Origin of the sequence: Levilactobacillus tujiorum, from assembly GCF_012641185.1 — a bacterium.
Taxonomy (GTDB): domain Bacteria; phylum Bacillota; class Bacilli; order Lactobacillales; family Lactobacillaceae; genus Levilactobacillus; species Levilactobacillus tujiorum.
The window spans coordinates 1-6,171 of record NZ_JAAXLK010000025.1 but is presented as its reverse complement, the minus strand read 5'-3'; the positions used below and the strand labels follow the sequence as shown (position 1 = coordinate 6,171).

4 protein-coding genes are annotated in these 6,171 nt (G+C 48.4%); 2 read left to right on the top strand and 2 right to left on the bottom strand.

Annotated elements, in window-relative coordinates:
• Window positions 1-508: 508 nt before the first annotated feature.
• Window positions 509-1,873: an SLC45 family MFS transporter gene (locus HF569_RS10790; protein WP_168902428.1), complete on the top strand. Its 1,365-nt coding sequence runs from the start codon at window positions 509-511 to the stop codon at window positions 1,871-1,873.
• Between the two features lie 24 nt (window positions 1,874-1,897).
• Window positions 1,898-4,171 (top strand): glycoside hydrolase family 65 protein, encoded by a 2,274-nt coding sequence (locus HF569_RS10785; protein ID WP_168902427.1) that lies wholly within the window; start codon window positions 1,898-1,900, stop codon window positions 4,169-4,171.
• Between the two features lie 676 nt (window positions 4,172-4,847).
• Here the strand turns inward: HF569_RS10785 and HF569_RS10780 are convergent.
• The gene (locus HF569_RS10780; protein WP_168902426.1) at window positions 4,848-5,285 is read right to left on the bottom strand and encodes a hypothetical protein; all 438 of its coding nucleotides are present in this window, start codon (window positions 5,283-5,285) and stop codon (window positions 4,848-4,850) included.
• 149 nt (window positions 5,286-5,434) lie between these two features.
• Window positions 5,435-5,704, bottom strand: a complete 270-nt coding sequence (rpsN, locus tag HF569_RS10775) for a 30S ribosomal protein S14 (protein WP_168850158.1) — start codon at window positions 5,702-5,704, stop codon at window positions 5,435-5,437.
• Window positions 5,705-6,171 lie beyond the last annotated feature (467 nt).

Here is a 6,171-nt window from a genome sequence, read left to right as displayed (position 1 = left end):
AGCCTCGAAAGTGCCGAGTCTCCAAGCTTGGTTTTCTACTAAGCCAGTAAGCAATTCACTTACTGACTAAGTAGAACGACGCGCCTGAGCCCATATCTGCCGACCTCACGGCTGATACATATGCCTAGGAAACTGGAGTGATGACAGCTATAGTCGTTATCAATCGAATCCCAAACGCTAAGTAGCCACGGCTTCCAACTATTGTTGTGGTAGAACTCTATCAAAGTCGGAGTGCGACCATTTTAACGTGCCAACAGCTACTAATGCTGGCGGGGGTGGGGACCTTAGCTTGCAACCGCTTAAAAATTAAATAAAAAATTGTTGCCCGGCTGGGAGGAAACAAATCCCACAGCCGGGCTATTTTTAACTGTCAGGTGTGAAAAGGTGCACGAAGAAACTTTTGCGCAAACGGTTGCATTTTTATGTAAGCGGTGTCATAATAATTCCACGAAGACAGTTATTATTTATCAATTATCAGAGTAACACAAGCCTGAGGAGGTTTTGGATTATGGCAGACGAATCAACTTCAGCCGCGGTAGCCAAGGAAAAGAACGGCTTACCAACACTATCGGCCAGTACCATTTGGATGATTAATTTCGGATTCCTAGGGGTACAAACGGCCTTTACTTTACAGAGTTCACAAATGAGTCGGATTTTCCAGACAATTGGAGCCGATCCTAACAGTCTAGGGTGGTTCTTCATTTTGCCACCATTGGCAGGTCTAATTGTGCAACCGATTGTCGGATATTACTCCGACCGAACTTGGGCCCCTAAATTAGGTGGTCGGCGGTTGCCATACTTACTGTTAGGGACAATCGTGGCGGTTATCGTGATGTGTCTATTACCTAACTCCGGGAGCATGGGCTTCGGCTATGCGTCACTAGCAGCGCTATTATTCGGTGCCTTGACCGTGGCCTTCTTGGACCTTTCTTCTAACATCGCCATGCAACCCTTCAAGATGATGGTTGGGGATATGGTTAACGACGATCAAAAGAGTTATGCTTATGGGATTCAAAGCTTCTTGTCTAACACGGGTGCCGTGTTAGCGGCCATCCTGCCCTTCTTGTTTGCGGCCATTGGGATTGCCAATACCGCTGCTAAAGGCGTGGTGCCTGCAACAGTTAAGGTAGCCTTCTATGTAGGGGCGGCACTGTTAGTAATTACGAGTTTATTTACGATTTTCCGGGTACACGAATATGATCCGGATACTTATGCCGAGTACCATGGGATTTCTAAAGAGGACAATGCAACCGGTGGTAACTGGTGGACGTTATTGAAGTCGGCACCTAAAGTCTTCTGGACCGTAACGTTGGTTCAATTCTTCTGCTGGGTAGCGTTCCAGTACCTGTGGACTTATTCCGCCGGTGCGATTGCTTCTAATGTTTGGCACACGACCAACGCAGCTTCAGCTGGCTATCAAGCCGCTGGTAACTGGTACGGGGTCTTAGCTGCCGTACAATCCATCGCTGCTGTGGTTTGGTCATATGTCTTAGCTAAGTTGCCAAACAGCATGCACAAGTTAGGGTACGCTGGTAGTTTAGGACTAGGTGCTATCGGCTTCATTTCCGTCTTCTTTGTTCACAGCCAGTACATTCTCATTGTATCCTTTATCTTAGTGGGGATTGCTTGGGCTGCGATGAACACTTACCCATTGACGATGGTTACCAACGCTTTGTCTGGCGCTCACATGGGGACTTACTTAGGCTTGTTCAACGGGTCGATCTGTTTACCACAAATCGTGGCTTCATTGGCCAGCTTCGCATTGTTCCCATTATTGGGTGGTGCCCAAGCCAACATGTTCCTGTTAGCCGGCATTATCATGGCCATCGGGGCGTTATCCGTTGGTGCAATTAAAGAAACTTACCGAGCTTAATCAAAATAAAAGGAGAAATCAACCATGAAACGAATTTTTGAGGTACAACCGTGGAATGTCGTGACGCATACCTTTGACCCCAAAGACAAGCGTCTGCAAGAATCCATGACCAGCATTGGAAATGGCTACATGGGTATGCGGGGCGACTTTGAAGAAGGGTACAGTGGTGACTCCCTCCAAGGAATCTACTTGGGGGGTGTCTGGTATCCAGATAAGACCCGGGTTGGCTGGTGGAAGAACGGCTATCCTAAGTACTTTGGTAAGGTCGTCAATGCCGTCAATTTCATCAAGTTACCAATCGACTTGAATGGGACGCCCGTTGATTTGGCCAAAGATAAGATCAGTGACTTTACGCTGGATCTCGATATGCAGCGTGCCGTTTTAACTCGGTCATTTACGGTAGAACGGGGAACGACGCGCGTGGCCTTGACCTTCGAACGCTTCTTAAGTGTTAGCCAACAGGAACTTTCCGTTCAGAAGGTCACGGTTAAAAATGTGGGGACCGATAAAGTTGACGTCACGTTGAAACCCAGCATTGATGCCGATGTCATGAATGAAGAAGCGAACTATGATGAACGCTTCTGGGACGTCCTAGCGACTGACCAACAGGCAGATCGCGGCAGTGTGATTGCCAAGACCACGCCTAATCCATTCGGCACACCACGCTTCATGTCAGGGATGGAAATGCGGATGGTCACGGATCTTAATAACGTGGCGGTCACCCAGCCTAACGACAAAGAAGTCATGACGGCGTACACCAAGAGCCTTGCACCCGAAGCGTCAGCAGAATTAGAGAAGCGCGTGATCGTGGTCACGTCCAGAGACTACGACACACAAGAAAAATTAACGCAAGCCATGCATGAACTGAGCGATCAGGTTGCTCAAGAAAGTTACGCTGACTTGTTATCTGCCCACACCAAGGTCTGGGCGGATCGTTGGGAGAAATCCGATGTTCAGATTGCCGGTGATGATGAATCGCAGCAGGGGATTCGTTTCAACCTATTCCAACTTTTCTCCACTTATTATGGCGAAGATGCCCGCTTGAACATTGGACCTAAAGGGTTCACCGGAGAGAAGTATGGTGGCGCCACGTATTGGGATACTGAAGCCTTTGCGGTACCCGTTTACCTGGGCATCACCAATCCTGAAGTGACCCGCAACCTCTTAATGTACCGGTACAAGCAGTTGGATGGCGCTTACGTCAATGCTCAAGAGCAAGGCTTGAAGGGGGCACTCTTCCCAATGGTGACGTTCGATGGGATTGAATGCCACAACGAATGGGAAATCACCTTTGAAGAAATTCACCGGAATGGGGATATTGCCTTTGCCATCTACAATTACACTCGTTACACTGGTGATACTTCCTACGTCCTGCATGAAGGGGCGAAGGTCTTAACTGAAATTTCGCGCTTCTGGGCCGACCGGGTTCACTTTAGCAAGCGGAATGACCAGTACATGATTCACGGCGTCACGGGTGCCGATGAGTATGAAAACAACGTGGACAACAACTGGGACACCAACATGTTAGCGCAGTGGACGTTGAAGTACACGCTGGAAGTCTTAGGTAAGGTTGACGCTGACACCGCCCAGAAGCTGGGAGTTACCGATGCGGAAAAGGCCAAGTGGCAAGATATTGTTGAGCGGATGTACTTACCGTACGACAAGGACTTGAACATTTTCGTTCAGCATGATGGCTTCTTGGATAAAGATATTGAACCGGCTAGCACCATCCCAGCTGATCAACGGCCAATCAATCAGCACTGGTCTTGGGATAAAATCTTGCGGTCACCGTATATTAAGCAAGGGGATGTCTTGCAAGGAATCTGGGACTTTATCGATGACTTTACACCGGAACAGAAGAAGGCTAACTTTGACTTCTACGAACCCCTGACGGTTCACGAATCCAGTCTGTCACCAGCCATTCACGCGGTTTTAGCGGCTGACTTGGGTTACGAAGAGAAGGCCGTTGAGTTGTACTCACGGACGGCCCGACTCGACTTGGATAACTACAACAACGATACGACGGATGGCCTGCACATCACGGCCATGACGGGTGGTTGGATTGCTGTCGTTCAAGGATTCGCTGGGATGCGGGTTCGGAATGGTCAATTGCACTATGCCCCATTCCTGCCTAAGAGCTGGACTAGCTATTCCTTCCGGCAAGTCTTCCGTGGCCGGTTGATCGAAGTCACGGTGGATGCTCAAGGGGCTCACTTCAAGTTAATGAGCGGGGAACCTTTGACGATTGACGTCGCCGGCAAGCCCGTTGAAGTTCAAGCTGAATCAACGCTCGCCTAACGTTGATTGGGTGTCAGTCGGGGATGACCACGGTCACCGAATTTTACACGACTCACCTCATGTGTTGCGCTTAAAATTAAACGACTGACTAAAAACACCATCTGGTGGGAACCTGTGAGTTCCCGCAAGATGGTGTTTTTGTGTCGAAATCTAAAGGTTGCTGAAAATTTACCAGCGGTTGAGTGACAAGGCTGGTAGCTTAAGCGCCACCTGCGGCTGTCAGAGATTCCGCCTGCTGTGGGGAGCGCCTGCGGCCTGAGAAGCGGTCCTCCGGCTCGGTTGGAAGCCCGGCAAGTTCACCGGTCTTCCAACACGTCCCACGCTGTAAGCCGAGAATCGGCTAACACCGTCGTCACGGCTGGCTCCACCTCTGACCTCCTCCGGTTAAGCTAGTCTCTGAATCGTAGACTAACTTGACCACTTGGCATGTCACCATTTGGCCAACGGTAATTAATAGCTAGTGTGCAGCCGTGAGTGAGTCAATTTTGGGCTCAGCCGTGGGATTTGCCGAGTGATTTTCTTGGCAAATGGCGCCTTTGAGACGTGACCTTTTCGGCTCAAAGCGAGGCCTAAGACCGTTCTGTGGCTTAGGCCGTCCTCCCCACAGCGTTCCAGCCCAAAATTGGCGAACGGTAAGGCGGTGTTTTCATCTACACTGGCTATTTCCAATCATTGGTTAGAAATCTTGTGGTAGGTTCTCTTGTTGGTGGGCCTTAGCCTGTACTAATGGGGCCGTGTCTTGCCAGTAGGTCAACCATTCGCCACTGGTCGTAAGGCTTTCCAGTTCGAGTTGTTGATCGACGAGAAGCTCTGTCTCCAAGCGAGTCTTGAAGGTGGTGATCAGGTCTTGAATAACCTGTAAGTTTTGGCTGAGTTGATTGCCATCGAGCGCGGCCATCTTATCGTGAAAGTCGTGGCGAATGGCTTCTTCAATGGCGCGGAGTTGGCGTTCTTTTTGACGTGCGAGTTTAGGTTGATTGTTGGCATCAAAGGCGATGGCAGGACTGATTCCTACGAATTGCGCGTTGATTTTAGGTGTGTCAATGCCATAAGGGGTCTGGCCGCCGTTGCCAAAGACGTCAAATTCCCGGATGACTGTTGAGACTTCTGTCATGCTAAAAACTCCTTTTTTGTGGCATGGTCTTAGTTTAGGGCAATGAAAAACCCGCGTCAAACGGAATAATCACCGTGGTTGACGTGGGTTTTGATCATGATTAAGAGATTAAGGTAAAGCTCGATTGAAACGTGGTGCCACTGGTAAGCCTACCAACTCGCCTTGCGTACGCCGGGAATCTTACCTTCGTGAGCCAATTGGCGGAAATTAAGCCGTGACATGCCGAATTTACGCATGTAAGCATGGGGACGACCATCGAGATGATCGCGGTGGTGAACGCGCACAGGCGACGCGTTACGAGGTAATAGAGCCAACGCAGCATAGTCGCCTGCCGCTTTAAGTTCAGCGCGCCGGTCGGCATACTTAGCAACCGTGGCTTCAATCCGTTTTTCCTTAGCAATCTTTGACTTTTTAGCCATGAATAAATGACGCTCCTTTTTATCTATATAGTAACAATTACGTTTTACTAGCATACCATCTTTTGCTGAAGGGCGTCAACGATTTCGCTCGGGGGAGCAAGTATAATGATGAAAAGGACTTATTGAGTAATGCTGATTTGCTTTTAATGTTCTAAGTAGGGCGGAGGGGGTCTCTTCGGCATTTATGCGTTGGTTTACAACATGGTTAAAATATAGTTGAAAAAATGTTATGTATTTTTCGGATCATAATGACAAAATTCCTATTTAACGGTATTAATAATCTATACGTTGACAGCTGTGTTTCGATTTGATACCTTACTTCTAGTAGCTACTAAAAGTAAAAAGAATTGAGGTAACCTGAATTATTCATACCTTTCAAAAAAGTCGTCAGTTTTCATGTTTTTCAAAAACTGACGGCTTTTGATCTTGCTTACTATGTATTGAGACTCTAAATTTTGATGGTATCA